24 protein-coding genes, 1 other RNA gene and 1 pseudogene are annotated in these 26759 nt (G+C 42.6%); 23 read left to right on the forward strand and 3 right to left on the reverse strand.

All coding sequences use genetic code 11. The features are described 5' to 3' along the window. Positions 1 to 3 precede the first annotated feature (3 nt). The 7 genes from ABT997_RS04975 (at position 4) to ABT997_RS05005 (ending at position 7070) form a co-directional block, all read left to right on the forward strand. Complete coding sequence (locus ABT997_RS04975; protein ID WP_350018892.1) at positions 4 to 2433, forward strand: ATP-dependent Clp protease ATP-binding subunit; 2430 nt, start codon at positions 4 to 6, stop codon at positions 2431 to 2433. A gap of 11 nt (positions 2434 to 2444) precedes the next feature. Continuing rightward, positions 2445 to 2933, forward strand: a complete 489-nt coding sequence (locus ABT997_RS04980) for an ECF transporter S component (protein ID WP_350018893.1) — start codon at positions 2445 to 2447, stop codon at positions 2931 to 2933. Then, the gene (locus ABT997_RS04985; RefSeq protein ID WP_350018894.1) at positions 2914 to 3318 is read left to right on the forward strand and encodes a DUF4430 domain-containing protein; all 405 of its coding nucleotides are present in this window, start codon (positions 2914 to 2916) and stop codon (positions 3316 to 3318) included. Before ABT997_RS04980 ends, ABT997_RS04985 begins: the two co-directional genes overlap by 20 nt. Before the next feature lie 162 nt (positions 3319 to 3480). Beyond that, positions 3481 to 4215 (forward strand): hypothetical protein, encoded by a 735-nt coding sequence (locus ABT997_RS04990; protein WP_023024639.1) that lies wholly within the window; start codon positions 3481 to 3483, stop codon positions 4213 to 4215. Between the two features lie 203 nt (positions 4216 to 4418). Next, positions 4419 to 5477: an AAA family ATPase gene (locus ABT997_RS04995; RefSeq protein WP_023027352.1), complete on the forward strand. Its 1059-nt coding sequence runs from the start codon at positions 4419 to 4421 to the stop codon at positions 5475 to 5477. A 12-nt stretch (positions 5478 to 5489) separates the two neighbouring features. After that, entirely contained in the window at positions 5490 to 6272 is a 783-nt protein-coding gene (gene pnuC / locus ABT997_RS05000) for a nicotinamide riboside transporter PnuC (RefSeq protein ID WP_195324222.1), read from the forward strand. Further along, entirely contained in the window at positions 6273 to 7070 is a 798-nt protein-coding gene (locus ABT997_RS05005) for an NUDIX domain-containing protein (RefSeq protein ID WP_195324221.1), read from the forward strand. A 366-nt stretch (positions 7071 to 7436) separates the two neighbouring features. Here the strand turns inward: ABT997_RS05005 and dusB are convergent, their stop codons facing one another. Further along, positions 7437 to 8417, reverse strand: coding sequence for a tRNA dihydrouridine synthase DusB (gene dusB, locus ABT997_RS05010; RefSeq protein WP_006595451.1), 981 nt, complete (start codon positions 8415 to 8417; stop codon positions 7437 to 7439). After that, a complete protein-coding gene (gene hslO / locus ABT997_RS05015) occupies positions 8404 to 9276 on the reverse strand; it encodes an Hsp33 family molecular chaperone HslO (protein ID WP_006597306.1) in 873 nt (290 codons plus the stop codon). Before hslO ends, dusB begins: the two co-directional genes overlap by 14 nt. A gap of 111 nt (positions 9277 to 9387) precedes the next feature. On the opposite strand from hslO, the gene ABT997_RS09820 reads away from it, so the two are divergent. Then, entirely contained in the window at positions 9388 to 9516 is a 129-nt protein-coding gene (locus ABT997_RS09820) for a hypothetical protein (protein ID WP_006595453.1), read from the forward strand. Positions 9517 to 9768: 252 nt separating this feature from the next. Here ABT997_RS09820 and gshAB read toward each other — a convergent pair whose 3' ends face one another. Further along, positions 9769 to 12024 (reverse strand): bifunctional glutamate--cysteine ligase GshA/glutathione synthetase GshB, encoded by a 2256-nt coding sequence (gshAB, locus tag ABT997_RS05025; protein WP_003002066.1) that lies wholly within the window; start codon positions 12022 to 12024, stop codon positions 9769 to 9771. A 296-nt stretch (positions 12025 to 12320) separates the two neighbouring features. Between gshAB and ABT997_RS05030 the strand changes: the two genes are divergently transcribed. The 15 genes and pseudogenes from ABT997_RS05030 to ABT997_RS05100 all read left to right on the forward strand — a co-directional run bounded on the left by ABT997_RS05030 (position 12321) and on the right by ABT997_RS05100 (position 26749). Further along, the gene (locus ABT997_RS05030) at positions 12321 to 13613 is read left to right on the forward strand and encodes an adenylosuccinate synthase (protein ID WP_350018895.1); all 1293 of its coding nucleotides are present in this window, start codon (positions 12321 to 12323) and stop codon (positions 13611 to 13613) included. Between the two features lie 214 nt (positions 13614 to 13827). Further along, positions 13828 to 14472, forward strand: coding sequence for an HAD family hydrolase (locus ABT997_RS05035; RefSeq protein ID WP_031575622.1), 645 nt, complete (start codon positions 13828 to 13830; stop codon positions 14470 to 14472). A gap of 118 nt (positions 14473 to 14590) precedes the next feature. Next, a complete protein-coding gene (locus ABT997_RS05040) occupies positions 14591 to 14869 on the forward strand; it encodes a hypothetical protein (protein ID WP_003009004.1) in 279 nt (92 codons plus the stop codon). A gap of 144 nt (positions 14870 to 15013) precedes the next feature. Then, positions 15014 to 16591 carry an ATP-binding cassette domain-containing protein gene (locus ABT997_RS05045; protein WP_003016812.1) on the forward strand — a complete coding sequence of 526 codons (1578 nt, stop codon included), beginning with the start codon at positions 15014 to 15016 and terminating at the stop codon, positions 16589 to 16591. A 302-nt stretch (positions 16592 to 16893) separates the two neighbouring features. Beyond that, positions 16894 to 17403, forward strand: a complete 510-nt coding sequence (gene tadA / locus ABT997_RS05050; RefSeq protein ID WP_350018896.1) for a tRNA adenosine(34) deaminase TadA — start codon at positions 16894 to 16896, stop codon at positions 17401 to 17403. Between the two features lie 38 nt (positions 17404 to 17441). Further along, positions 17442 to 17537: signal recognition particle sRNA small type (gene ffs, locus ABT997_RS05055), an RNA gene on the forward strand. 485 nt (positions 17538 to 18022) lie between these two features. Then, the gene (locus ABT997_RS05060; RefSeq protein WP_195412497.1) at positions 18023 to 19372 is read left to right on the forward strand and encodes a glucose-6-phosphate isomerase; all 1350 of its coding nucleotides are present in this window, start codon (positions 18023 to 18025) and stop codon (positions 19370 to 19372) included. A 183-nt stretch (positions 19373 to 19555) separates the two neighbouring features. Continuing rightward, on the forward strand, positions 19556 to 20356 hold the full coding sequence (locus ABT997_RS05065; RefSeq protein ID WP_001000838.1) for an SDR family oxidoreductase: 801 nt from the start codon (positions 19556 to 19558) through the stop codon (positions 20354 to 20356). A 62-nt stretch (positions 20357 to 20418) separates the two neighbouring features. Further along, positions 20419 to 22245, forward strand: a complete 1827-nt coding sequence (locus ABT997_RS05070; RefSeq protein ID WP_080639548.1) for a BglG family transcription antiterminator — start codon at positions 20419 to 20421, stop codon at positions 22243 to 22245. After that, on the forward strand, positions 22245 to 22742 hold the full coding sequence (locus tag ABT997_RS05075) for a transcriptional regulator GutM (RefSeq protein ID WP_033585448.1): 498 nt from the start codon (positions 22245 to 22247) through the stop codon (positions 22740 to 22742). The genes ABT997_RS05070 and ABT997_RS05075 overlap by 1 nt, the downstream gene beginning before the upstream one ends. Continuing rightward, the gene (gene srlA / locus ABT997_RS05080; RefSeq protein WP_001015684.1) at positions 22739 to 23284 is read left to right on the forward strand and encodes a PTS glucitol/sorbitol transporter subunit IIC; all 546 of its coding nucleotides are present in this window, start codon (positions 22739 to 22741) and stop codon (positions 23282 to 23284) included. The genes ABT997_RS05075 and srlA overlap by 4 nt, the downstream gene beginning before the upstream one ends. A 13-nt stretch (positions 23285 to 23297) precedes the next feature. Next, positions 23298 to 24278 (forward strand): PTS glucitol/sorbitol transporter subunit IIB, encoded by a 981-nt coding sequence (gene srlE, locus ABT997_RS05085; protein ID WP_038804194.1) that lies wholly within the window; start codon positions 23298 to 23300, stop codon positions 24276 to 24278. A gap of 98 nt (positions 24279 to 24376) precedes the next feature. Beyond that, positions 24377 to 24748, forward strand: coding sequence for a PTS glucitol/sorbitol transporter subunit IIA (locus tag ABT997_RS05090; protein WP_008808177.1), 372 nt, complete (start codon positions 24377 to 24379; stop codon positions 24746 to 24748). 196 nt (positions 24749 to 24944) lie between these two features. Beyond that, positions 24945 to 25421 (forward strand): annotated as a pseudogene (locus ABT997_RS05095) (glucose-6-phosphate isomerase); the annotation flags it as partial. 182 nt (positions 25422 to 25603) lie between these two features. Then, on the forward strand, positions 25604 to 26749 hold the full coding sequence (locus ABT997_RS05100; RefSeq protein ID WP_350018897.1) for a hypothetical protein: 1146 nt from the start codon (positions 25604 to 25606) through the stop codon (positions 26747 to 26749). Positions 26750 to 26759: the final 10 nt, after the last annotated feature.

The raw sequence follows: 26759 nt of genomic DNA on the forward strand, positions 1-26759 counted from the left end.
CTTATGAACTATTCAAAAGCCCTATTAGAAACGATTGAAGCCGCTCAAATCTTGGCGGGTCATTTTGATTCCCAAACACTAGATACCTGGCATATCCTAGTGGCTCTAGCAAATAACCCCTATAGTGTAGCTGGTTCCGTCTTAAGTGACTATCCCATGCAGATTGATGATTTTCAAGATGCAGCAGAGCACATTACGGGTCAAGTCTACCAACGGGATGGCCGCTATGAGGTATTTCCTTTTTCTTTCCGTGTAGAAGAAATCATGAACCGTTCCCAAGAGATTGCCCAGGCAGTCCATGCTAAAAGTCTGGGAACAGAGCATGTCCTCTTGGCGCTTTTACTAGAGCGGGGAACCCTAGCTTCTCAAGTATTGGAGTATGTCGGCTTCCGCTATGATGATCAGGAAGATGGCATAAAAATCGTCGAACTTCGTAAGAGTTTGGAACAGCGAGCAGGTTGGGACAAGGAAGCTGTCAAGGCTATCCGTTCGCTCTATCGGTCTCAGCAACCAAACCGTCAAACCATGGGAAATATGATGGGCATGCCTGCCTCTACCAGTGGTGGTTTGGAAGACTACACCCGAGATCTGACAGAAATGGCTCGCAATGGCAGTTTGGAACCGGTGATTGGCCGGGGGCAAGAAATCTCGCGGATGATTCAGATTTTGAGTCGCAAAACAAAAAACAATCCGGTCCTCGTTGGAGATGCGGGTGTCGGAAAGACTGCTCTGGCTTTGGGCTTGGCCCAACGGATTGCCAGCGGCGATGTTCCAACGGAGCTGGCTAAGATGCGTGTCTTAGAGTTGGACTTGATGAATGTTGTCGCAGGGACGCGGTTCCGTGGAGATTTTGAAGAGCGGATGAACAACATCATCAATGATATTGAAGAAGATGGCCATGTCATTCTCTTCATCGATGAGCTCCATACCATTATGGGCTCTGGTTCTGGGATTGACTCCACCTTGGATGCAGCCAATATCTTGAAGCCTGCCTTGGCTCGCGGAACACTACGGACCGTAGGAGCGACTACGCAAGAAGAATACCAGAAACACATTGAAAAAGATGCCGCTTTGTCACGCCGCTTTGCTAAGGTCTTGATTGAGCAACCCTCTGTTGCAGATAGCATCGCGATTTTACAAGGGCTCAAGGGCAACTATGAACGTCACCACCGCGTCCATATCACGGATGCAGCCATTGAGACAGCTGTTGTCTATGCCAATCGGTATTTGACCAGTCGCCTCTTGCCAGACTCAGCCATTGATCTTTTGGATGAGGCGGCAGCGACCGTGCAAAACAAGGGACCTCAAGCGGGTCTTCAGTCTGATTTGACAGCTGCCGACCAGGCCTTGCTCAAGGGACAGTGGAAGAAAGTTGCTCAGTTACTAAAAGAAGAGGCCAGTCCAAAAGGCTACCAGTTGGAAGTCAAAGAAGAGGATATCCTGAAGACTCTCAGTCAGCTTTCTGGCATTCCTGTGGAGAAACTAACGCAAACAGCTGCTAAGAAATACATGGAATTAGAAGCGGAACTTCATAAGCGCGTGATCGGTCAGGATCAGGCCGTCTCAAGCATCAGCCGAGCAATTCGCCGCAATCAGTCTGGAATCCGGTCTCACAAGCGACCAATCGGTTCCTTCCTCTTCCTCGGTCCTACAGGAGTCGGGAAAACTGAGCTAGCCAAGGCCCTTGCAGAAGTTCTCTTTGATGACGAGTCCGCCTTGATCCGCTTTGACATGAGTGAGTACATGGAAAAATTCGCGGCTAGTCGTCTCAACGGAGCCCCTCCAGGCTATGTGGGCTACGAAGAAGGGGGCGAGTTGACGGAAAAAGTCCGCAACAAACCTTATTCTGTCCTCTTGTTTGATGAGGTGGAAAAAGCCCATCCAGATATCTTTAACGTTCTCTTGCAAGTCTTGGATGACGGTGTCTTGACCGACAGCAAGGGACGCAAGGTAGATTTCTCCAATACGATTATTATCATGACGTCAAACTTGGGTGCTACCGCTTTACGAGATGATAAGACGGTTGGCTTTGGAGCTAAGGATATTCGCTTTGACCAAGCCAATATGGAGAAACGCATCTTTGAAGAGTTGAAGAAGACCTATCGACCAGAGTTTATCAACCGGATTGATGAAAAGGTTGTCTTCCATAGCTTGACTAGTGACCAAATGCATGAGATTGTTAAGATTATGGTGAAACCGTTGGTTCAATCCCTAGCAGAGAAAGGCATTACTCTGAAATTCCAAGCGTCTGCTCTTAAATGGCTGGCAACTCATGGATATGATCCAGAGATGGGAGCGCGTCCTTTGCGTCGGACCATCCAGACCCAGGTGGAAGACTACTTGGCAGAAATCCTCTTGAGAGGAGAAGTTTCAGAAGGTCAAACCCTCAAGGTAGGTGTCAAGTCTGGTCAGCTTAACTTCACGATTGACTAGGAGGATATGCAGTGCCTCTAAAACGCTTGACCCGAATCACCCTCTTAGCAGCCCTCTGTGTGGTGCTGAGACAAGCCTTTGCCTTCTTGCCCAATGTCCAACCGATTAGTGCCATTTTCTTTTTACTGGTGCTATTTGAAGACTGGCAATTCGCCTGTTTGGTGATGGCGGTCACCATGTTTACCTCGGCTTTTCTCTTGGGGATGAGCCCAGTGGTGCTCGCTCAGATATTGGCCTTTGGCCTCCTCTTGACTCTTTGGCGGGGACTTTACCGCCACTTGTCTTTGGAAGTCCAAACCCTAGTGGTCGGTATCTTATCCTTTCTCTACGGGGTGCTGATTGACAGTCTTTATGCTGTCCTCTATCACATGCCCTGGTGGACCTATGCCCTGGTGAATGGCTTTAGCTTTAACCTAGCCCACGCCCTTTCCACCGCCTGTTTTTACCCTCTACTGTATGTCATATTTAGGAGATTGTATCATGAAAAAAACACTTTATAGCTTCTTTGCTGTCCTAGCAGCTCTTGTATTGGTCAGCTGCGGACAAAGCACACCATCGACCACGAAAAACTCAGCTGATAGCTCACAAGTAGCCAAAGAAAAACAAATTACCATTACGGTCAGTATCGCCCCTGAAGGGCAAGAAGCTCAAAGCAAGACCTTGAAGGTTGCAGAAAAAGCAAACCTGATGGAAGTCTTGAAAGCTAACTACAAGATTGAGGAGAAGAGTGGCCTCATCACCTCGATCGATGGCGTAGCCCAGGACGAAAGCAAGGGACTCTATTGGATGTACAAGATCAATGGAGAGATGGCACCAAAAGGGGCAGCAGAAACAACTGTCCAAGATGGAGATACTATCGAATTTTATCAAGAAGTTTATCAATAAGAAAAAGAGTGAATGCTTGGAGTAGGGCTCCATTTGTTCACTCTTTTTTTGAAACTAGTTTCTATTTTTTATAAGACTTGCAAATCCTCTTGACTTCCCTATAGATGAATGTTACAATTATATTACAAAATGTAACAAATGTTACAAAAGAGAGGTATTGCCATGAAAATGAAAGGAACCTTCTTTAGTCTATTTACCCTTGCTCTAACAGCTGCTCTTCTCTTAAGCGGATGTGGATCAGAAAAGAAAAAGGAAACCAGTCCATCTTCAACTAGTAAAATTGCGCAAGTGAAACAAAGCTCTACTAGTAAAAAAGAAGAGAAAAAGACCGCAAGCAAAACCACACAAAGCACAGAAGTTGCACAATCACCTGCCATGGCTTCGAGCGAAACACAAGCGAGCCAAGAAAATCCATCAACTCCAGTGACACCAAGAGTTCCAGAAGCCAGTCAAGGCCTGGTTCCAACTCCTTCCAAAGAAACAAAACCAGCAGTGAACTCAGCACCAGAAAAACAAAAACGTCCTAGCTTGGAAGAAGGTCGCACGACTGCCAAAGAACAAGCCTCTAAGACAGAGAACCCACGCTATAAAGGTGTCTTGAGTTATGCCTCAGGGGATTATTCAGGAGCAGCAGGTAGTTGGACCGACGGTCGAGATACAGGCGTAAGCATCGGACAAGGTGGACAAGTAACCATTCAAACTCCTGGTGGCGATGCAGTGGGCTATACAATTGGAAGCTATGAATACAACTTGGATCAAGGTCATTACCATGCTGGCTTGATTTCCACCCAAGATGGATCTGCAGCTAGCCTGGATATAGTTGTCGGTCAAGATGGTCAAGTGGCAAGTGTTCAAGTGACAGAAAATGGCCATGCGCATGCCTTGGTTCGGGAATAATGGCTCGCCACTGAGAAAATTAAAAAAATGATTGAAATCAGAGATTCAATTCTGTATAATAACATACAGAGTTGAATCTTTTTTAATTTTTGTTTTATAAAAATATATTTTTTTATAAAAAAGTATTGACAGATTGAAATTATAGTTTATAATAAAATCATAAGCAAAACATGTTTTGACATTATGATAAAGGAGCCAGTTAGATGAAAGAAAAAGTGGCAGTAGTATTTGGAACGTTTGCCCCCCTTCATCAAGGTCATATTGATTTAATTCAACGGGCAAAACGCCAATGCGACCGCGTTTGTGTGATTGTCTCTGGTTACAAAGGTGACCGAGGAGAAGAAGTTGGCCTTCCTTTGCAGAAACGTTTTCGCTATATTCGAGAAGGTTTTTCAAATGATGAACTCACCCAAATTTATAAATTAGACGAGACAGAACTTCCTCGCTATCCCTTAGGATGGGAGCCTTGGTTGAAAACAGCCTTAGAAACCATTCAATATGATGCTGAGAGAGAGGAGCTTATCTTCTTCGTTGGAGAGAAAGCTTACCAAGAGGAGCTTGAAGCGAGAGGCTTTCAAGCGCACCTACAGGAGCGTCAGTTTGGGATCTCAGGGACCCTCATCCGGGAAAATCCCAGCAAGTATTGGAAATACATTGCGCAACCCTTCCGTCGTCAGTTTACGAAAAAGGTCCTCATTATGGGGAGTGCTAGTAACGGGAAGACGACCTTGGCAAAAGATTTGGCCCGCTTCTATGATGCGCCAGTGAGCTTAGAATATGCCCGGGAGTACCAGATCAGAAACAATGTACGGGATGATGAGCTGACCCCCAAGGACTATTATTATCTCCTACTTGGACAATACGATCAAACCTCAAAATTAATCGACAGTAGTGCCAATCGAGGCCTGGTCATTGCGGATACGAATTCGCTGGTGACCAAGGGCTATTACGACTACTATATGGAAGTAGAAGGCCAAGAGACCAGTATGACGGATACCTTTGATAACTTATTCGTTAGTATCCTCGCTAAGGAAAAATGGGATCTGATCTTATTTGTCCAACCCATTGGATCCTATGTCAATGATGGCTTCCGTGATATGACCATGGCAGATGACGAAATTCGCAACAGTTTTTCAAATCACCTGGATCACCTCCGCCACCAATATCTCGCAGATATTCCTACAGCCTATCTCGGGCAGGACTACTTGGGGAATTACGAAGAAGCAAAGCGTGTCATCGATACGATTTATCAAGCTGATTAAAGGAGATGCAGCATGAAACGACTACAAGAAAAAATTCAAACATTTGGGGAGCATTTAAAAAATGTCCATCGAGAAGCTGGCAAACGTGGCTTCGTAGGGATTATGAAACTCCTTTGGAAAGACCTATTTGCAGGTCGCACTCTGACACAATGGCTTTATTTGCTTGCTTTATCTAGCGTGCCCTTTGTCCTAGAGTTTACCAATCAGGAAGCAAGTCACGATTGGTTAGGGCTCTTTGCCTCCTGGACAGGAATCGTTTGTGTTATACTAGTAGCAGAAGGTCGGGCTAGTAACTATCTCTTTGGAGCAGTAAACTCAGCGATTTACCTCGTCCTAGCCCTGAACAAAAACTTCTATGGAGAAGTTTTGACGACCCTGTACTTCTTCGTGATGCAACCAATTGGTCTCTATGTTTGGTTGTCAAATCGGATCAATGACCAGGGGGATGCAGAAGAATCTCACTTTGAGTCCAAGAAATTAACCTTAATGGAATGGATCAAGTATTTGGTTCTAACAGCTCTGATTTGGATCGGGATGGGCTACGCCTATAAAAGCATCCACAGTGCTCGCCCTTTCCGTGATAGTATAACAGATGCGACCAATGGTGTCGGACAGCTTCTCATGACCGGTCTCTATCGCGAACAATGGATTTTTTGGATTGCGACCAACCTCTTCAGTATCTATCTCTGGTGGGGAAAGAGCATCCATATTCAAGGCATGTACTGGGTCTATACCCTTAACAGTCTTGTCGGTTGGTATCAGTGGAGTAAAGCAGTGAAAAAGGAGGTTGCTTAGATGGCAACAATCAGCATTCCGGAAGGGATGAACGAAAAGGAATACTACGAGACGGTCGTCAGCGAGGAAGAATTCCTCCGTTGGTATAAGGAGCAGGATCATCCTACCTATGAAAATCCAAGCGTAACTGCCGATATGGTGGCCTACTGCTTTGTGGAGGGGCGTTTGAAGCTCTTGGTGATTCGCCGCAAAACGCATCCTTGTCAGCATCGGGTCGCCTTGGTTGGAGGATTCTTGCAAAAGCACGAAGATGCTATCCAGGCTTGTATCCGTGAAGTCCAGGAAGAAGTTGGACTAGAATTGACCCCTCAAAAGGTCGAGCAACTAATGACAGTTTCTACTCCTGGTCGGGACCCTCGGGGTTGGGTCATTACCATTGCTCACTTGGTTTATTTGCCAGCTGAAGCAGTAGATATGGTCCGAGCTGGAGATGATGCCAAAGAAGTTCTCTTTCTCGATGTGGACTTCAAACATGGGGAATGTTCCCTAGACGGCCGTGTCTTGACGGCTGAAGATTTTGCCTTTGACCACTATGAGATTGTCCAAGAATCCATCAAGCGGATCCAAGGGCGCTTGGCCTGGAACCCAACCTTCCTCCATCTCCTAGAAGAGCCTTTCACCGTATACGAAGCAACCGAGTTGGTGAATCTGATCCATCCAGATAAAGAAATTTTGACCAATAATTTCCTTGTGACCTATGGCTCTTACGTTGAAGAAGTGGGGGTTAAGCGGGTACCTAAGAAAAAACCACGCAAGACCTATCGCTGGAAAGAAAGCGAATCTCAAGCGGATCAATAAGATACAAAAACAGCATCAAAAAGTTGATGCTGTCAAATGAAGATAAGTTCTTCTAAAAACTTTCCTTAAGTGAGTACGGACGTCAGCGAACTTCTTCGAAGTTCCATGACTAATTATTGAGCCCTTCGCTCTTTAATTTCTGGGCTCAGGCTAAAACAGTTCCCCAAACTGTTTTACTCTCAATAATTCCGAGTGCCTGAAACATTTGTGTTTCAGGCACTTTTCTCACAGCGGAAAGTTTTAGATTTACATAACTGACTAAAAAAATATGTCAGTTTTTTTGAAAAACCAGCTAGCTATTTTATGTTAAAAATAGTTAGTACATATTTTAAACAGCATCAATATTTCGATGCTGTTTTTTTGTCATTAAGCTTTTTCTAATTGAAGAAGTTCTTCAATCTCAGCCAGAGTGCTAGCTTGCGAGATGGCTCCGCGGAGTTTGGCTGCGCCTGAGGTTCCTCGGAGGTAGTGAGGAGCTAAGCCGCGGAATTCGCGAACGGCAATGTGCTCACCCTTGAGATTGATCAAGCGCTTCAAGTGCTCATAAGCAATCTTCATCTTGTCTTCAAAGGTCAAATCAGGCAGGATTTCTCCTGTTTCAAAGTAGTGATTGATTTGATTGAAGAGGTAAGGATTCCCCATAGCAGCACGGCCGATCATGACCGCATCGGCACCGACTTCTTCGATCCGTTGTTTGGCGTCTTGCACCGTCCGGATATCTCCGTTGGCGATAAATGGAATCTTGGTCAGTGCTTGTGCAACCTTGTGAAGGGTCTCAAGATCCGCATGACCCGTATACATTTGCTCCCGGGTCCGTCCGTGCATGGCAAGGGCGGAGACACCTGCAGCTTCTGCAGCAAGGGCATTCTCAACTGCTAGAGAAGGGTCAGACCAACCTGTCCGCATTTTAACAGTGAGGGGGATATCAAGGACGGATTGAACCTTGTTAATGATAGAGTAGATCTTGTCTGGGTCCTTGAGCCACATGGCACCCGCCTCGTTCTTGACGATTTTATTAACTGGGCAGCCCATGTTGATATCGACGATATCGGTCTTGGTATTTTCTTGGATAAATTCAGCTGCGCGTGCCAGGCTGTCCTCATCGCTACCAAAGAGCTGAATCGATACAGGATTTTCACCTTCATCAATATGGAGCATATGCAGGGTCTTTTCGTTATTGTATTGGATTCCTTTATCAGAGACCATTTCCATGACTACAAGCCCTGCCCCGAGTTCTTTAGCAATCGTGCGGAAGGCTGAGTTGGTCACACCGGCCATAGGTGCAAGGACCGTCCGGTTTGGGATCTCGACATTCCCAATCATAAAAGGTGTATTAAGATTTGTCACGAATGAGTTCCTCCAAGTCGTTTTTATCAAAGTGATAAGCCGTCTGACAGAATTGGCAAACAATTTCTGCTCCCTGGTCCTCGTCCTTCATTTCTTGAAGGTCTTTGGCTGGCAAGCTAGCCAAGGCATCCATGAAGCGTTCCTTGCTACAGTCACATTGGAAGCGGATCTCTTCTTCAGAGAGACGTTTGTAGTGATCTTCGCCATAGATGGCAGTAAGAAGGGCTTCAATATGGTCGTCAGAGGCTAAAAGGGTAGAAATGGCCGGCATTTCTTGGATCCGTTTTTCAAAGCGGGCAATTTCTTCTTCCTTGGCATTTGGCAAGACCTGCACCAAGAAACCACCGGCAACCTTGACCTTGTCTTCTTCATCAAGAAGGACATTGAGCCCCACTGCAGATGGAGTTTGTTGGCTTTCAGTCAAGTAATAAGCTAGGTCTTCACCGATTTCTCCAGTGACGAGAGGTGTCATGGAATGATAAGGATTGCCTGTGCCGTAGTCGGTAATCACTAGGAATTCCCCGTTTCCGACAAATGGTCCGACCACGACTTCACCGGTCGCTGTTTTCTTGATATCCACACCAGGATTTTGCACGTAGCCTTTGACGTTTCCTTGAGTATCTGCCACAGTGATGATAGCACCAAGTGAGCTAGTGCCCAGGATTTTCACTGTTATCTTGGTGTTTCCCTTTTCATTGGCTGCGAGAATTTGACTAGCGATCAGGGTGCGCCCAAGGGCCACTGTTGAACTTGCTTGTGTCTGATGGTATTCTTGGGCTGCTCGCACGGTCTCTGTACTGTCTAGTACAAAGGCACGGAAAGAGCCACTTTCTGAGATAGTTTTGATAATTTTGTCCATACCTTTTATTTTAACACAAAATAGAAAAACAGGCGCAGGCCTGCGCTTGTTTTTTGGGGTTAGGAAGAATTTTAAGACCAAAAATAGTATAATAAAACAAAGGAGGCTAGCATGAACCAATCTTTGAAAACGGCAGTCTATGGTTTGGCGGTAGCTGATGCATTAGGGGTTCCGTATGAATTTTTAACCCGAGGCAGTTTTAAAGCGGTTGAGATGGTGGGCTATGGAAGCCAACAGTAACTGGCTGGAAATTGTTCAGATGATACTAGCCTTGTATTCGCGACCTATGATTCTTTTTATGAAAAAGGGAAGATTTCCTCTGCTATATGCAGGAGAGGTTTGAAATTTGCTTGTTAGAGGATGATTTTACAGCAAATGACTTGCTATTTTAAACTTGTAGGAGGACCATGCTTAATCTTTTTAGGTTATCATCTAAAACTCTACCTCGGTTACAAAACAAAAACGCAGAGACATCTTCTGCGTTTTCTTACTTTATAGGTCCATTTCTGGGAAAAGTTTAGCTAGTATTTTCGGAGTAATGCTTTGTCCCGGCCCCTCAGCACAATAGGTGTGCATATACATAGAAGGATTGAAGTTGAGCTCGATGCAGGTACAGTTGGGATTTTCCTTTGTGGAAATAGCAGAGCTGTCAGGGATGATGAGATCAACGCCACAGGCCCAGGCTCCCATAGCCTTTGCCATGTCCGCAGCGAGTTCCTTATAAGATGGGTGCATGCTGTCTGTGACATCAATCGAGTCTCCGCCAGTAGAAATGTTGGAATTGCGCCGCAAGTCAACCTTGACTCCAGCAGGCAGGATATCATCTGGTCCATAGCCTTGCTGGTCCAGCATGAGCAGTTCAATGTCCCCCAGTTCAATGATTTCAAGCGGTGAACGATGATCTCGGCCCCGCAGAGGATTGTCATTTTTGATGGCAATCAATTCTCTCACGGTATGCTGACCGTCTCCGACGACATTGGCCGCCACTCGCAAGAGGACTGCTTGGCATTGTCCGTCTAAGACAAAGAAGCGGTACTCCGTTCCAGCGATAAATTCCTCCACTAAGACGGCGACATCTTCTGAAAAAGCAATCTCCAGAGCCTTGTGATAAGCTTCCAGGCTAGCTGGCTCTTGGAAGATAGAGATGCCCAGTCCGAAGTTAGTTGACTTGGGTTTGACAACAATTTCTCGGTTCTTAATCAAAGGGTAGTAGGCCAGTCCCTCTTCTAGAGAAGAAAATTCTGCTCCAGCCGGAACGGGAAAGTCAGCTGCTGCCAAAATCTTTTTGGTGACTGTTTTATTGGCCATGGCCAAAGGGATGACATAGTTATCCTTGGAGGTCATATTGCCGTTCTTGACATATTCTACATGACTACCATGCCAAAGCTTGAGAAATTGGTCCTTTTCATCTAAAATTTCGACATTTAGCCCCTTTTGAATAGCATCAAAGAGTAGCATCTGGGTGGACAGTTCCATATTTTCGTAGCCTTTGAGGGCATAAGGAGCAGTCCAGGCATAGCGGTGGTATTCTTCTGCTTTTTCTAGACCAAAAGCTGTTAAGGAATCTTGCTGGATATGGGGCAGGAGCTGTCCTGACAGTGTCAGCTGAGGATGTAAGAGAGCCTCTCTCATCTGGTCAAGCAAAGTTTGATAGTAAGTTGGCAGTTCAAAATGCTGGATGAGCCCTTCCATGGCTTGGAGAATGGCTGAGCTGTCTGCCTCATCTGGCAGGGCAGTCAGCGGGTGGCTACAAGCAATTTTCTGGTTCAAATCATGAGCATCTTTTAATACTGCATCAACATTTTCTACATCATCTAGCCAGAGCAGGCCCAGTAAAAAGAGATGGACAGTATCTAAGGTCTCTTGGCTAATGCCCAAATGGTCAAAAGGATTGAGATCGAAGCAGCGGAATTCCAGATAGGTGATACCCTGCTCCAGATAGGCGCGATTGTGCTTCTGTCCACGGAAGCGAACGGCTGAGTAAAATTCTTTTTCAGCACTGAGCTCGCCAGACTGAACGTAGTTGTCAATATCGGTTACATATTGCTCCAAAGAAGTGTAGGACACCTGAATATTCTCGTCATTGACATAGCCATAGTTGCTGTTGCGAAAAGAGCGGATAGGCTGCGGGTATTCCTGACTGTAGAAGCCGGCTTCTGCCAGAGGAGCAGCACCGTAGAGATAGGTTAAGAGCCATCGGAAACGCAGAAAGTTTCGAGCCAGTTTGAGATAGAGGTCATTTTTAAAGTCCTTGAGTAAATGATAGGAGCTGACTTGAAAGAGAGCAGCGACCAGATCTTTCCCTAGCTCCATGTTGTAGTGGATACCAGAGATGGCCTGTAGTTTTTTGCCATATTTTTTCGCTAAACCCTCTCGGTAGTGGCGTTCGTATTCGTTTTCCAGACGGGCGATGATAATATCTTCTTCAGTCAGCTGCGGTGGCATGGACAGAGGCCACAGGCATTCACTCTGGTCAATTGAGCGGCCTGCCACATCGCTGATAGCTCCCAGTAAGCGCCGCGCTTCCTTAGTAGAGTGAGCAATAGGTGTAATTAGTTCCAGTTGTTGTTCGCTGAAGTCTGTTTGGATGGTCGGGTGGAAATTGCGGGAACCAAGCTGACTCGGATGAGCAGTTTGAGCTAAGTGTCCATCAGTTGTCACTCGCAGATTTTCCCTCTCCAGACCAAAGGTCGCTTGGAGAATAGGGCTTGATGTATCCAGTTTCTGCAGTAATTGATTAATCGTCATCGTTTCACCGTCCTATGGTAGTTATTTTAGTCTATTACAAACGGAAAAAGAAAGCAAATTTCCGCTACGATTTTACAAAAATTCCGAACTTTTATTTTAAATTAAGTACTAAAATTCAGAAAATACATATTTTGTAAAAATGTAATTCGTCTACATAAGAGAAAAAACAAATGAAATGATGAACCCTCCTTGAAAAATTGTCAAATTTTTCATATAATGAGGTATAAAACATAATCGCAGGTGAGATTCCTGCCTGCTTTTCAAGAAAGGACGAGCTATATAGCTCAGACAAAGATATGACATCAGTAGTTGTTGTAGGAACCCAGTGGGGAGATGAAGGAAAAGGGAAGATTACAGACTTCCTATCAGCCAATGCAGAAGTCATTGCTCGCTACCAAGGTGGGGACAATGCCGGTCACACCATCGTGATTGACGGCAAAAAGTTCAAGTTGCACTTGATTCCTTCTGGTATCTTCTTCCCTGAAAAGATCTCTGTGATTGGAAATGGGGTGGTGGTCAACCCGAAATCATTGGTCAAAGAGTTGGCTTATCTCCATGAAGAAGGGGTATCAACAGACAGCCTTCGCATTTCTGACCGTGCCCATGTCATCCTTCCTTACCACATCGAATTGGACCGTCTCCAAGAAGAGTCTAAAGGGGACAACAAAATCGGAACGACCATCAAAGGGATTGGACCAGCCTATATGGACAAGGCTGCACGTGTAGGAATTCGGATTGCGGATCTTTTGGACCGTGACGTCTTTGCGGAACGCCTTCGCATCAATTTGGAAGAAAAGAACCGTCAATTTACCAAACTCTATGATGCAGAGGCTTTGTCATTTGACGATATCTTCGAAGAATACTATGAATATGGTCAACAAATCAAACAATATGTAACCGATACTTCTGTTATCTTGAACGATGCTTTGGATAACGGCAAGCGCGTGCTCTTTGAAGGAGCCCAAGGGGTTATGTTGGATATCGACCAAGGAACCTATCCATTTGTAACTTCCTCAAACCCTGTTGCAGGTGGGGTGACCATCGGATCAGGTGTCGGCCCAAGTAAGATCGATAAGGTTGTCGGTGTATGTAAAGCCTATACCAGCCGTGTTGGAGATGGCCCATTCCCTACGGAGCTCTTTGATGAAGTGGGTGATCGGATCCGTGAAGTCGGCCATGAGTATGGGACAACAACCGGTCGTCCACGTCGTGTCGGTTGGTTTGACTCAGTTGTCATGCGCCATAGCCGTCGTGTGTCAGGAATTACCAACCTCAGCTTGAACTCCATCGACGTTCTGTCAGGTTTGGATACAGTGAAGATCTGTGTGGCTTACGACTTGGATGGAGAACGCATTGACCACTACCCAGCAAGCTTGGAGCAACTCAAACGTTGCAAACCAATCTATGAAGAATTACCAGGTTGGTCAGAAGACATCACCGGTGTCCGTCACTTGGATGAGCTTCCAGAAAATGCCCGCAATTATGTTCGCCGGATCGGTGAATTAGTTGGTGTGCGCATTTCAACCTTCTCAGTCGGACCAGATCGTGACCAAACCAATATCCTTGAAAGTGTGTGGTCTAGTTTATAAGCAAATGAAGATAAGAGAGTGGGACAGAAATCGGTCATTCGTTAGAATTCGATTTCATCGTCCCACCTCCGCACAGTTGAGTAGGGCTGTAAAAGCTGATGAAATCAGCGTAGTAGAGCCCACTCAACCACTGCGTCTTGCTCGACAATCCAAAGACAATTGAGAGGCTAGGACTTTTGTCCCAGCCTCTTTTTGAAAGCAGAAAGAGGAAAAAATGTATCAAACGATTTTATTTGACCTAGACGGCACCTTGACCAATTCAGAACTAGGGATTACCAACTCGGTGGCCTATGCCTTAGGAAAATATGGGATTCAAGTGCCAGACAAGAAAGCATTGAGAGTTTTCATCGGTCCGCCCTTGCAGGAGTCTTTTGAGCGCTTTTATGGATTTTCTAAGGAAGAATGTTTAAAGGCCATTGACTACTATCATGAGTATTTTTCCGAAAAAGGCCTTTATGAAAATGAGGTCTATCTAGGCGTTCCTGACTTGCTGGCTTCTCTCAAGCAGGCTGGCAAACAGTTGATTGTAGCTACGTCAAAGCCTGAAGAATTTTCCATTCAAATTCTCAAACACTTTGGTTTGTATGATTATTTTGACTTTGTCGCTGGTGCGACCATGGATAGAAAACGTAGTAAAAAAAGCGATGTTATCCAGTATGCCTTGGAGCAAAATGGGATTACAGATTTGGCGCATACCATCATGATTGGAGACAGGGAGCACGATGTGCTTGGCGCTCAAGCGCAAAAGTTTGATTCTATCGGTGTCCTTTATGGCTTTGGAAGCAGGGAAGAATTGGAAGAAGCCGGCGCCACCTATATTGCTCAAGAAGTTGGCGAAATTGCAGCTTTTATAGGATAACCTTTTCCAAAATATTAAAAGTTGGAACTTTTCTAATCTGCTGAATATTGCTTTATTTAATATTTCTATCGGTGTATACTTACTGTAGGTTAAGTCACACAGATTAAGAGGTGATAATATGAATTTGTCACGATATATATTAAAATATAGTACTGATGATGGTACGTTGTATTTTAATACTAAAACCAATCATTCATTTTTTCTTACGAATGAATTGAATAGAGTAGTCGACAGCAATGATGTGATTAGGAAAGAGTTTCATGCTTATCTTGATAAAAATAAATATTTAAGTGAGGGTGAGTATGAGGTCGAAAAGTATCTATCTAAAATAAGCGATACAGATGCTGAATTATTGGAACTAACAATTTTGACACATGGAGATTGTAATTTTCGGTGAAGGTTAAAGTGAATAACAAATTCGATGACAAAATGAATGCTAAACCTAGAGTATTTAACTATAATTGTGATTGTAAATAATCACGATTTTAAATAAATTAGAGAAGAGGGTTGTGCTAGCCCTCTATTTTGATGGATGATAATTATGAGAAATATTTATAAGTACATTGATAAGAAGTATCTTTTTCCTATTTTTTTAGGGCGTATTGTGAATAGTGGTTTGGTGTTGGCGCAACCTCTGATTTTAACGAAGGCCTTGAAGTTAGATCAAGACGGCCTTTCTTATGGAAAAATTCTCAATTTTGTTTTATTTGGTTTGTCTGTCTATCTTGTTATTTATAGTCTGATGCTGTTTTCAAACTATTCGCACAATATATTCCGAAGAGAAATCAACAAAAGTGTCCGTGCCCTTTTATTTAAGAAAGTCATATTGAATCCTAAATTTTCCAATGATGAAAAAGTTAGTCTGCTAACTCAAGATATGGAATATGTGGGCGATAATTATTTGGAAAATATAAATGTTATGGTGAGTTGGGGATTTGTCGCCCTTGTTACAGCCATTTATATTGTTTCACAAAATTTTCTCTTAGGACTTATTTTTGTCATTTTTACGATTATGAGACCTATTCCTCAGTTCATCATGAATCGTCGTTTACAAGATTCGGGAGACAGCTGGTCCAAGCTTAGAACGAAATTACATGGGCTTGTCTCGGATAGTATGCAAGGCAGCCAAACCTTACGGATTAATCAGGCCATGAGGCTGAATGAAGAGCGCGTGAATGATTTAAACGGAGAATATCAAAAAGCCATCCAAAGATTTTGTTTCACACATAATATTATTTTTTTCTTTAATGGATTTATGGTCTTTTTTAGTCAGGTTGTTCCTCTTGCTTTAGGCTTTTATTTGAGTTTACAGGGAAATTCTATTTCTATTACAAGCCTCATCTCTATGTATGTTGCTGCGGGGATGCTGGTAGAACCGATCCAAACTCTGATGTACAGTGCAGCCAATCTCCAAGGTGCCTTGCCGACTGCGAACCGCCTGTTTAAGATTATCGAGGAAGAACCTGATTTCGAAGAGACAAAGGATCAATTTGTTGAAAATCTCGAATCGTTGCGCTTAAATCATATTTCAAAAAGTTTTGCTGAACGTCAGCTTTTTTCTGATTTGACGGCGACGATTTCAGTAGGTCAGAAGGTCTTAATCAAAGGACCGAGCGGGTCTGGAAAGACGACTCTTTTTCGCTTGATTTTAGGAGAAGAAGTATGTGATGAGGGTGACATTTTCGTTCAGTATGATGGAAATCAAATAACGAGTCATTTCCAAGGGAATATCGGTTTAATTAGCCAGCATCCCTTCCTGTTTAACGATACTATCCGCTATAATCTAACTTTTGGTCAGCCTTTTCAGGACCATGAATTATTGGAGGTATTGGACCGAGTTGGCTTAATAGATGAATTTCAGGATATTTTGAATGTAGAAATTCATAATAATGGTGAAAACATTTCAGGAGGTCAGCGTGTCAGATTAGAGTTGGCTCGTTTTCTCTTACGCGAGAAGGATATTTTATTAGCGGACGAAGTGACATCAGCTTTGGACGAAAAAAATAGTCGTCTGGTTAGAGACCTAATCTTTTCTTTGCCGATCACGGTACTAGAAATAGCCCATCATATTGATGAAGAAGAGCGCTATGACCAAATCCTTGAGTTACGTAAAGGATGAGCGATGCCACAATAGTTGGTTCTGCGACAAAGCGGATAGTAGTAAGCCAGCAATTTGTCAGATATTTTTGAGATTCTAAGTGGTGATATTTCCAAAATCATCAATACTCAGAGAACTTAAGCTTTATTTAAGATAGGCCAGCTATACTAGAAGCATAAACAAAGACCTCCTAACTTTGTTTAAACCTCCTAAACTTTTTCATAATAATCTCCCATAAGAGTCGCCCAATCGGCGGCTTTTTTTGTGAGTCGTAAGCTGCCTATGGTATAATGAACAAAGAAACTAAAAGGAAGAAGGAAGAGATGGACTACACGATAGAGGAAAAAGCGATGTTTATGAGGGAAGCCCTGAAGGAGGCGGAGATTGCCCTCGCCAATGATGAAATACCGATTGGCTGTGTCTTGGTCAAGGATGGTCAGATTATCGGGCGTGGACATAATGCGCGTGAGGAGCTGCAGCGGGCGGTCATGCATGCGGAAATCATGGCGATCGAGGAGGCCAATCAGCGTGAAAATAGCTGGCGCCTGCTGGATACGACGCTTTTTGTCACGATTGAGCCCTGTGTCATGTGTAGTGGTGCCATTGGTCTAGCTCGGATTCCCCAGGTGATTTACGGGGCGACCAATCAGAAGTTCGGTGGAGCAGGTAGTCTCTACGACATTTTGGCAGATGAACGCCTCAATCACCAAGTCGAAGTAGAAACAGGAATCTTGGAAGCAGAATGTGCAGCCATCATGCAGACCTTCTTCCGCCAAGGTCGAGAACGAAAAAAACAAGCCAAACTCGCAGCCAAGGCCGAAACACAAGAATAAAAACCGGACCTTTGCAAAATCCACAAATTATGATATAATACCTATCGGAGCAACAGTTCTGCGTGAAGCGGGTCAGGGGAGGAATCCAGCAGCCCTAAGCGAAGTGAACTGTGTGCTCTTTTCTATTGCTCTTGATGAGTCAAGTCCAAGGGACGCAGAAGAATCCTAGAGCAATGGATGCAGTTTTTCCCGCTAGGGAAAAAGCTGTAAACCTATGATAGCCCTTAGTGAATCAAGTCCAACGGACGCGGATGAACTTAGGTGCATTGACGCAGTTCGAACAAAGTGAGAACTAGGTTCCGAAGTATAATGAATCAAGCCTAAAAGGTGCAGATGAATATTGGAGCAGCGAATCTAGTTTGAACGGACCTGAAATGAATTCAGCTGACATCCAATCTTAAGAAGCGTATTTGTTTTCTTGTCAATCAAAATTGTTCTTCTCAATAGGCCTAAAATTTGTTGTCTTACGCAAACGAGTGCTCTCGGTTATGTCCTAAGGTTAGCTTATTTAGAAAAATAGTATAGAATATAAAATGTAAACGTTTTAAAATAGTGAAAGCACTTGCTTATTTTTTCTTAAAGCGTTATCATAAAAGAAAAGAACAATTGGAGGATAAACATGTCACATATTAAATTTGACTACTCAAAGGTGTTAGATAAATTTGTAGCACCACATGAACTAGATTATATGCAGCCTCAAGTGACTGCTGCAGATTCTGCTCTGCGAAATGGTACAGGTCCTGGGGCAGAAATGACTGGCTGGTTGAACTTGCCTGAAGAATATGACAAAGATGAATTTGCTCGTATTCAAAAGGCTGCTGCTAAAATCCAATCTGATAGTGAGGTATTGATCGTAATCGGTATTGGTGGTTCCTATTTAGGAGCTCGTGCAGCTATTGATTTCTTGAATAATTCTTTTGTAAATCTACAAAGCAAGGAAGAACGCAAGGCACCTCAAATCCTCTATGCTGGAAATTCTATTTCTTCAAGCTATTTGGCTGATTTGGTAGACTATGTATCAGACAAAGATTTCTCTGTCAACGTTATTTCTAAGTCAGGAACGACTACAGAGCCTGCTATTGCTTTCCGTGTCTTCAAAGAACTCTTGGTTAAGAAGTATGGTCAGGAAGAAGCAAATAAACGGATTTATGCAACTACAGACCGCGCTAAAGGTGCAGTTAAGGTTGAAGCAGATGCTAATGGCTGGGATACTTTTGTAGTGCCTGATAGTGTAGGTGGTCGTTTTACAGTATTGACAGCAGTGGGGCTCTTGCCAATCGCAGCTGCAGGAGCTGATATCAGCAAGTTAATGGAAGGAGCAAATGCTGCTCGCAAGGCTTATGCTTCTGATAAGTTGGCTGAAAATGAAGCATATCAATATGCAGTTGTGCGCAATATCTTGTACCGTAAAGGTTATCTGACAGAAGTTCTAGCTAACTATGAACCATCTCTGCAATACTTCTCTGAGTGGTGGAAGCAACTGGCTGGTGAGTCAGAAGGGAAAGACCAAAAAGGGATTTATCCAACTTCAGCTAACTTCTCAACAGACTTGCACTCTCTGGGACAATTTATCCAGGAAGGTACCCGTATCCTCTTTGAAACAGTTATCCGTGTAGATAAACCTCGCAAAAATGTGCTGATTCCTGAATTGGCAGAAGACTTGGACGGTCTTGGCTACTTGCAAGGAAAAGATGTTGACTTTGTCAATAAAAAAGCTACAGATGGAGTGCTGTTAGCACACACTGATGGTGGAGTTCCAAATATGTTTGTGACACTGCCTGAGCAAGATGAGTTCACTTTGGGCTACACTATTTACTTCTTTGAGTTGGCTATTGCTCTTTCTGGCTACCTGAATGGTATCAATCCATTTGACCAGCCTGGAGTTGAAGCTTATAAGAAAAACATGTTTGCTCTTCTTGGGAAACCAGGCTTTGAAGAGCTGGGTGCTGAGTTGAATGCACGCCTTTGATTCTCATATGCTTTGAGTTCATTTAGAATATAAAAAGATCCACAAGTTCATTTCTTGTGGATTTTTAGTACAAGCCTCTTAATTAGTTTATTATTTTTTTTAAAAGTGTAAAAAAGAGTGTCTTAATTCTTTTATGAAAGCGCTGTATAATTGCCTTGTAAATAAAATTTGAGAGGTATCAAAATGAATGATTGGTTAAACATAAAAGGCAAAACAGTTCTTGTGACTGGCGCGTCATCTGGGATCGGTAAGGCAATCGTTGAAGAATTGCTGGAATTAGGAGTCAATGTAGCGAATTTTGATCTTAGCGACAACGATTTGCGTCACCCGAATCTATTATTTGTAAAAGTTGATGTAACTTCTCGCTCTGAAGTAGAAGAGGGTGTTGCCAAAATAGTTGAAAGATTTGGCAATATTGATGCGGTAGTCAATAATGCAGGGATTAATGTTCCCAGATTATTAATTGATGCAGAAAATCCTAAAGGTCCTTACGAGTTAGACGATGAAACGTTTGAAAAAGTAACAATGATTAATCAAAAAGGTTTGTATTTGGTTAGTCAGGCAGTAGGACGTATTTTAGTGAAAAATAGAAAAGGTGTAATTGTGAACATGGCTTCAGAAGCAGGTTTGGAAGGTTCTGAAGGACAAAGTGCCTATGCTGCAACAAAAGCAGCAGTCTATAGTTACACTCGTTCATGGGCGAAAGAGCTGGGTAAGCATGGTGTACGTGTGGTTGGAATTGCTCCAGGAATTATGGAAGCTACGGGACTTCGAACTCTTTCTTATGAGGAAGCTCTTGCTTATACCCGTGGAAAGACGGTAGAAGATATTCGAGCTGGTTATGCTTCAACTTCAACAACTCCTTTGGGACGAAGTGGTAAACTACGGGAAGTAGCTGATCTTGTAGCATTCTATATTTCAGACCGTTCTAGCTATATAACTGGAGTCACTACAAATATTGCCGGAGGGAAAACTCGCGGTTAAAAAAATGAAGGTGAGGAAGAGAGTTGACCATAGTAAATCGATGGTATAATATTTTAGAAAAAATGGTCTCACAGCCAACTTATTCCTTGGTAGATATGCGCTCAGAGCTGGATATTAGTATGCAAACCTTGCAAAAGAGTATCCAACAATTAAATGATGTTTTGGCTCCGAGTATCCAGATTATCTCACAAGATGATCAGTTAATGTTAGAGGTGTATGACTATACTGAGTTGGAAAGGATTTTATCTGGTAGTTTAAAACGGGAGAGTGACTTCAATTCTTCCAGTAAAAGAATTGCCTATTTACTAAAACGTTTAATTGAGTCAACCTCCCCTCTTCTTATTGACGACTTGGCTGAGGAAGCAGGTGTTAGTAGAAGTACCCTTAATAAGGATTTAAAACAAGTAAAATCTTTGGCAGAGAGTTACTCTATCACTATTTCAGGAAAGCCCAACCGTGGGCTGGAGGTCTTGGGGTCCGAGCTGAATTTGCGCTTGCTCTATATTCACCAAGTGGCCCCTTACTTTGAAGGAAAGACACTCACCGAGGCAACATCTTCTTTTCTGGAGACGCTACTCCAGGAGTATAAAATCCCGAAAGAAACAAAGGAACTCCTTCGAAAGACCATTTCAATTATGGTGGAGCGTATTCATGCATCTAGGGTGTTGAGTTGCCCTATTCCTTACTATAGGAATGATTTAACAGAGACACCTTTGGTTGAAAAATTAATCTATCATATTGAGATGACTTATAAGATTTCCCTCAGTCAGTTTGAGATAGACTTTTTGTGTTTTCCGTTTAATATCCGTTTTATTGACACTTTAAGCAAGCCGTCTTATCAATCTGAACAGCTTGCAAACATTTTTCAAGGGATTGTCAAGAAAGTCAAAGAAACAATGTTGGTTAACTTTGATGATGAAGAATTATTTGAAGAAATCAAGTCTCATCTAGGCTCCTTAATCAATCGACTGATTTTCCATGTGCAAGCTAATGATATATTCCATGGCGAGGTTCAAACTCAATATCCTTTTGCTTTTGAAATGGCGAAAATTGCTGGAGAAGAACTATCTGCAATTTTTGGTTCTGAATTGGAATTATCTGAAATCGGATATCTGGCTTTGTATTTTGAAATGATTTTAAGAAAGCAAAACTCTGTTGTAAATGGTTCTCGCAAGCAGATAGCTGTAGTTTGCACAACAGGAAGAGGAACTGCTGCGATGATTATTCAGCAACTCAGACGAATTCTTGGAAATGATGTAGACATTACTCAGTATTCTGAAGAGGATTTTAATCTGGATTTGAATCAGGACTATTTCGCGATTTTTACGACAGTTCCTCTAAAATATAAAGATTCTAAATCTCCAGTCATTCAAGTTAATCATCTTTTTGATGATCAATGGCTGCAGGAAGAATGGCAGAGGGCCAATGCTTTTCATCAAAAAAATCTAGAAACAGTCAGCTTACGTTTTCTTCGTTTGACTCCCCAAAAAACCTATCAGCAATACTTGCTAAATATGGTTGCAGAGTTAGAGAAACTTCAGATGATTGATGAAGGTTTTAGAAATCGGATAATTGATAGGGATAAAAAACAATCAACCATTTTTGGTGGAGGAATTGCCTTCCCCCATACAATTAACCAGGGTTATGCAAAGACTATTTTAATGTTTGGAAAGCTAGAAGAGCCTTATCAAAAAGGAGATGATTGGATTGAATTTATCTTTCTAGTCGCCATTCCCTCAGAAATTGAAAGCAAAATGGAGAGTGAATTGCTGGAATTGTATGACGACATTTTTCGAATTGCAGGAGAGCCTTCTCTAAAAGAAGCATTGAGGGCTGTAGAAACAGAGACAGAGTTTCTATCATTTTCTAAGAGCAAAGGAGTATTTTAATGAATTCGCTAATAATTTTCGCTGTATTTGTCATGGCAGCTTATATATTTCAAATGTTCCTCGGCTGGCAGCAACTCAAAGACTTCAATAAGACCTATACGATGCTCCGAAAACTGGGGCGCGTAGCGATTGGCAGGAAGTCCGGAAGAATCAAATCCGGTACGATTGTCATGTTCGCGGTTGATGAAAACGGTCGGGTTCTTAAAGCTAGCAAAATGCAAGGAGTCACAATCTTAGCACGTTTTCAAAATATGGACGATTATGTTGGAGAAGACATCCATTATTTTGACAAGTATAATCCTCTTGTGAGAAAAGAAAATAAGTTGATGCAATCAGCCATAGAAGATGCTAGAAAAGTCTATCTTTGGAATGAGGCAGGTATTGAGAAAGAGACAAGTTCATCTGATTCTTTTCTGGGATTCGGCTTTTATGCGAATTACTTACAATTATCTATTAAACAGTTATTTAAAAAAAATAAGAAAGGGAGTTCCTTATGAATCACATTACAAATTTTGCAGAGAGTTTTATGAAACTCTTCCAATTAGGTGGAGAAACCTTTATTAGCTGGATGACAAATATTGTACCGCTTGTCTTAATGCTATTGATTGCAATGAATACCCTTATCGCTTTCTTGGGAGAAGAGAAGGTCAATTCCCTGGCTAAGATTTCTGCCAAAAATCCTGTTAGCCGGTATATGATTTTACCTTTCATTTCTGCCTTTATGCTGGGGAATCCGATGGCAATCAGTATGGGACGTTTCTTACCAGAATATTATAAACCTAGTTTTGTAGCAGCTCAGATGCAGTTCTGCCACACTTCAAATGGTGTATTTCCGCATATCAATCCTGGGGAATTGTTTGTATGGATGGGAATTGCAACAGGAATTCAAACTTTAGGTTTAAGTCAAATGGACTTAGCCATTCGTTACATGCTTGTTGGGCTTGTCATGAACTTTGTAGGCGGTTGGGTGACCGATTTTACAACTGCTTATGTAGCAAAACAGCAAGGTGTTACCTTGAGTAAAACATTTGATTTATAGAAAGAGTGAAATTATGTCATATAAGAGTATAAAAGTTGTTAAAGGAAATGGCGGTTTCGGAGGACCTTTGGTCATTACACCTAGTGAAGCTAAGCATAAATTCATCTATATCACTGGCGGAGGAGAAAAGCCAGATATTGTAGATAAAATTGCTGATTTGACCGGTATGGAAGCTGTTAATGGGTTTAAAACTTCTATCCCAGATGAGGAAATTGCTTTAGCAATCGTGGATTGTGGCGGTACTCTTCGCTGTGGTATTTATCCTAAAAAGGGGATCCCTACAATAAATATTGTCGCTACAGGGAAAAGTGGGCCTCTAGCTCAATATATAACCGAGGAAATCTATGTGTCAGCAGTTGGCCTTAATCAAATTTCTGCTGCTAATGAAGACGAAAAAGCGACAACTGTGGTAACAGAAAAGCCAACTTACGATACTAGTAAAAAAATTACAGAGCAAAAAGCTGAAACAAGTATTGTAGCAAGAATTGGGATGGGCGCTGGGAAGGTCGTTGCGACTTTCAACCAGGCTGCTCGTGAAGCCATCCAAACAATGCTCAACACGATCATTCCTTTCATGGCCTTTGTTTCCTTGCTGATTGGGGTTATTCAAGGTTCAGGTGTTGGAAATTGGCTGGCAAAATTAATGGTTCCCCTAGCTGGGAACATCTGGGGACTCATTTTGATTGGCTTTATCTGTTCCTTGCCATTCCTATCTCCTTTGTTAGGTCCCGGAGCTGTTATCAGTCAGATTATTGGAACCTTAATTGGAGTTGAAATCGGCAAAGGGACTATTCCGCCCCAAATGGCTCTGCCAGCTATATTTGCTATCAACACTCAAAACGGTTGTGATTTCATTCCTGTAGCACTCGGTCTATCTGAAGCCAAGGCTGAAACAGTTGAGGTTGGTGTCCCTTCTGTGCTTTATTCACGCTTTCTCAATGGTGTTCCGCGGGTGCTAGTAGCTTGGATAGCTAGTATTGGCCTTTATCAGTAAACTTTTGATAGATGCACGTAAACATAGCAACTATTATGTTAAACTTATCTATAAGCATAAGTTTATGACAGATTTGAGAAAGGATGAATAGGAATTAGATGAAGAAAATTTTTGAAGCTAAAGTAATTCAAGTGGGGCCTGAAGCTCAGAATATGATTCAAGATGCCAATATGCTCATTTTGTTTGGAGAAGAAGCTCCGGAAGACTTAGCAGAGTATTGTTTTAAAATCGATAACAAAAATCTTCTAGGTGCAATACTAGAAGGTGGAAAGCTGGTGGTAGATAGTCAGGAATATTCGATTACTGCCGTAGGAAATGTAGTAGAAAAAAATTTAACTGGACTGGGCCATATCACGATTTCTTTTGATGGTTCAAAAGAGGGCAGCCTGCCGGGCACTCTCCATGTTGCAGCAGACCAAGCAGTAGTAATTGAAAAGGACTCTACCATTCAGATTTTCGAAACTGCTTGACCATAACAAAATTTAAAATCAAGCAATTTAGAAAAATAAAAGTCTAAAAAATTGATTCAGAGCTTGGACAAAAAGTCCAGGCTTCTGGGTCTAAATTAGAAAAAATAGATGACGCAGTGGTTGATTGGCAAGTCAATCAAACTAGCCAGTCAGTGCAAGGGAATTCCCAGCAGATGGATCCACAAGGGGTGCCTGAACAGAAGGAAAAGACCAAAAAGGTATTTACCCAACTTCAGCTAACTTCTCAACAGACTTGCACTCATTGGGTCAATTTATCCAAGAAGGAACTCGTATCATGTTTGAAACAGTTGTCCGTGTGGATAAACCACGTAAGAACGTGATCATCCCTACATTGGAAGAAGACCTTGATGGACTTGGTTACCTCCAAGGAAAAGACGTTGACTTCGTAAACAAAAAAGCAACTGACGGTGTTCTTCTTGCCCACACTGACGGTGACGTACCAAACATGTACGTAACTCTTCCTGAGCAAGATGCCTTCACTCTTGGTTACACTATCTACTTCTTCGAATTGGCCATCGCCCTTTCAGGTTACTTGAACGCTATCAACCCATTTGACCAACCAGGTGTTGAAGCATACAAACGCAACATGTTTGCCCTTCTTGGTAAACCAGGATTTGAAGAATTGAGCAAAGAACTCAACGCTCGTCTATAATAGACAACAAAACGATCTCGAAAGAGGTCGTTTTTTAATCGCTTTCAATATCTCAGAATGAGGTGGAAAAATAGACTGTTTTATGATATAGTAGAACTACTATATTTATACTTTGCACGTCAAACTATGGCCACAAAAAGTGGGGAGAATGACGGGCGCAGGTTGTTAGTAAAGGAGAGATTATGACAACAGAAGACAAGACACCTTTTGGAACACAAGAGGAGAACGTTTCTCAAGAGCCTTTTGGAACACAAGAGGGACAAACTGTTCAAGAACCTTTTGGAGCACAAGAAGAACAAACTGTTCAGCAACCTCTTGAAGCTCAAACTGGTCAAACCGTCCAAGAACCTTTTGGAGCACAAAATGGCCAAACAGCTTATGAGCCATTTGGGGCACCAGGAGCGCAAGCCTTTCAACAGGCTTCTCCAGTAGAAGGACCACAAGCTGGAGGACAGGAACAATTTTTCCAAAATCAAGCGCCTCAGGTAGAGAATAATCCGTTCTACCAACAAGGGAACCCTCAAGCCTTCCAATCGCAATGGAATGTTCAACCAAAACCGAAGCGTGGATGGACGAAATTTGTTGTCTTTTCCCTTCTTGCACTCCTTCTTGGTGGATTAATTGGTGGTGGAGCTGGCTATTTCTGGGGAAATTCATCTAAGCCTCAAGCAGATGCTAATCGAACAAAACGTTTAGAACGCGCTAATGAAGAAGCAAAAAAGATAAAGAACAGCTTCATTACAGAAAAGAAGGAGACTGTTTTCACCTGGACTCTTAAAGACCTTGGTTCCTTGAGTTATACCAATAAGGATGGTTATGGTTTGACTGCTGATCAGATTGTTGACACCTATGGATTGGCTTCCAGTGTAGAGTATGATAAGAATAGCCTCACTCTTTATTGGGATCGCGCAAAGAATGCTGAACATCAGAATGTTTATTTCCGATTTGAAAAAGTTGATGGCAATTATTATTTGAAAACTGTAGAAGCTTATGATTTAGAAGAATTCCATGCAGATGAAGAAGATGAAGATGAAGATAAAGAAACTTCTGCAGATTATGAGTTAAGTACAAAAGAATTTAAAAATCTGAAAACAGGAGATAAGAAAACTGGTAAAGGTGGAACTTCTTTATCAGAAGTTTTGAAAAAGCGTAAATCAAGTGCTGTTCGAATTGGAACAGAAACAAAAACTACTGCAGATGGAGAAGAGTATGACTCTACTCGTGTTATTGCAACCGTAAACTTTAAGGTCGGTGACGATTATAAGACATTACGCTTCTTAGCACAACCAGATGGGGACTTCTTATACATTGGTCCAGAACGTTTTTAATATAGAGGAG

Origin of the sequence: Streptococcus australis, assembly GCF_040226615.1 — a bacterium.
In the GTDB taxonomy this organism is placed as follows: Bacteria; Bacillota; Bacilli; order Lactobacillales; family Streptococcaceae; genus Streptococcus; species Streptococcus australis_E.

Excerpts from the sequence above, each read along its gene's own strand:
- ABT997_RS05075 (WP_033585448.1), top strand. The coding sequence starts at position 22,245 with ATGAATTCGCTAATAATTTTCGCTGTATTTGTCATGGCAGCTTATATA.
- ABT997_RS05065 (WP_001000838.1), top strand. The coding sequence starts at position 19,556 with ATGAATGATTGGTTAAACATAAAAGGCAAAACAGTTCTTGTGACTGGC.
- ABT997_RS04985 (WP_350018894.1), top strand. The coding sequence starts at position 2,914 with ATGAAAAAAACACTTTATAGCTTCTTTGCTGTCCTAGCAGCTCTTGTA.
- ABT997_RS04995 (WP_023027352.1), top strand. The coding sequence starts at position 4,419 with ATGAAAGAAAAAGTGGCAGTAGTATTTGGAACGTTTGCCCCCCTTCAT.
- ABT997_RS05035 (WP_031575622.1), top strand. The coding sequence starts at position 13,828 with ATGTATCAAACGATTTTATTTGACCTAGACGGCACCTTGACCAATTCA.
- ABT997_RS09820 (WP_006595453.1), top strand. The coding sequence starts at position 9,388 with ATGAACCAATCTTTGAAAACGGCAGTCTATGGTTTGGCGGTAGCTGAT.
- gshAB (WP_003002066.1), bottom strand. The coding sequence starts at position 12,024 with ATGACGATTAATCAATTACTGCAGAAACTGGATACATCAAGCCCTATT.
- ABT997_RS05060 (WP_195412497.1), top strand. The coding sequence starts at position 18,023 with ATGTCACATATTAAATTTGACTACTCAAAGGTGTTAGATAAATTTGTA.
- pnuC (WP_195324222.1), top strand. The coding sequence starts at position 5,490 with ATGAAACGACTACAAGAAAAAATTCAAACATTTGGGGAGCATTTAAAA.
- hslO (WP_006597306.1), bottom strand. The coding sequence starts at position 9,276 with ATGGACAAAATTATCAAAACTATCTCAGAAAGTGGCTCTTTCCGTGCC.
- srlA (WP_001015684.1), top strand. The coding sequence starts at position 22,739 with ATGAATCACATTACAAATTTTGCAGAGAGTTTTATGAAACTCTTCCAA.
- ABT997_RS05090 (WP_008808177.1), top strand. The coding sequence starts at position 24,377 with ATGAAGAAAATTTTTGAAGCTAAAGTAATTCAAGTGGGGCCTGAAGCT.
- ABT997_RS05030 (WP_350018895.1), top strand. The coding sequence starts at position 12,321 with ATGACATCAGTAGTTGTTGTAGGAACCCAGTGGGGAGATGAAGGAAAA.
- ABT997_RS05045 (WP_003016812.1), top strand. The coding sequence starts at position 15,014 with ATGAGAAATATTTATAAGTACATTGATAAGAAGTATCTTTTTCCTATT.
- ABT997_RS04975 (WP_350018892.1), top strand. The coding sequence starts at position 4 with ATGAACTATTCAAAAGCCCTATTAGAAACGATTGAAGCCGCTCAAATC.
- ABT997_RS05040 (WP_003009004.1), top strand. The coding sequence starts at position 14,591 with ATGAATTTGTCACGATATATATTAAAATATAGTACTGATGATGGTACG.
- srlE (WP_038804194.1), top strand. The coding sequence starts at position 23,298 with ATGTCATATAAGAGTATAAAAGTTGTTAAAGGAAATGGCGGTTTCGGA.
- ABT997_RS05005 (WP_195324221.1), top strand. The coding sequence starts at position 6,273 with ATGGCAACAATCAGCATTCCGGAAGGGATGAACGAAAAGGAATACTAC.
- ABT997_RS05070 (WP_080639548.1), top strand. The coding sequence starts at position 20,419 with ATGGTCTCACAGCCAACTTATTCCTTGGTAGATATGCGCTCAGAGCTG.
- ABT997_RS04990 (WP_023024639.1), top strand. The coding sequence starts at position 3,481 with ATGAAAATGAAAGGAACCTTCTTTAGTCTATTTACCCTTGCTCTAACA.
- tadA (WP_350018896.1), top strand. The coding sequence starts at position 16,894 with ATGGACTACACGATAGAGGAAAAAGCGATGTTTATGAGGGAAGCCCTG.
- ABT997_RS05100 (WP_350018897.1), top strand. The coding sequence starts at position 25,604 with ATGACAACAGAAGACAAGACACCTTTTGGAACACAAGAGGAGAACGTT.